Origin of the sequence: Paenibacillus sp. OT2-17, assembly GCF_009827695.1 — a bacterium.
Taxonomy (GTDB): domain Bacteria; phylum Bacillota; class Bacilli; order Paenibacillales; family Paenibacillaceae; genus Paenibacillus; species Paenibacillus polymyxa_B.
In genome coordinates, this window is record NZ_WUDQ01000921.1 from 1 (window position 1) to 899 (window position 899).

Here is an 899-nt window from a genome sequence, read left to right on the forward strand (position 1 = left end):
TAAAGCTTCTTTTACGACCAACTTTCCTATAGCGCCGTTGGCGCCAAAAATTGTAATTATCATAACGTAGCCTCGTCTTTCATACATCTATTATTTCTACAACACTTGTTGTATAGTTATATTGTAAGTACTGGTAGCTACTGTTCAACCGATAAAATTACGTTTTTATCGGATATACGACATATGCAGTGAAATGTCCAAAAAGTGGAGGTGAGATGAGATGACGGAAAACAGGCTCGATCCACGTTTTGTACGTACACGCAGATTAATTATGGATGCATTTCTTCTCCTCTCAACGAAAAAGGATTTTAAGAATATCAGCATTAAAGACATTACATCTGAAGCAACGATCAACCGTGCCACCTTTTACTATCATTTTATGGATAAATACGATCTGCTCGAGAAAACACTGGAAGAACATCTAATGACGAACGTAATGAGAGAAATTTCAATACATGACCAGCTCAATGAAACGACGCTTGCCAGTGTATTTATGTCGGTTACTCAATTTCAATCTTCGCTGGCTTCCCAATGTCGAAAAAGCTTCGAATCATTTACTTCTGTAATAGAAGCGATAATTAAGAAAGAACTTGAGCAAGTATTTTTCGAGATGATGATGAATCAGAATGCAGGAGTCCGTGAGGCATCCGTTCGAATTGCATCTGTAATGTTAAGCTGGAGCATTTACGGGGCGGCCGTTAACTGGCAATATAACGATACAAGGCCAGCTGAAGAATATATCCAATTGGTGATACCTTATCTTTCTCAAGGGCTGAAATTTTTTATTGAGGAAGGTGTACGTTAGTTGTTCAATCAGACAAAGTAACGCTCTCTCTAAGAGAGATCTTCTTATGCCGAACAGTCTTTATTAAAGGGGAACTTAATCTAGGGACATATAG

General features: G+C 38.2%; 1 protein-coding gene. It reads left to right on the forward strand.

Translation table 11 applies throughout. From position 1 onward, the window contains the following. Positions 1-220: 220 nt before the first annotated feature. Positions 221-805, forward strand: coding sequence for a TetR/AcrR family transcriptional regulator (locus GRP75_RS28195; protein WP_160791028.1), 585 nt, complete (start codon positions 221-223; stop codon positions 803-805). The last annotated feature ends 94 nt before the right edge of the window (positions 806-899 follow it).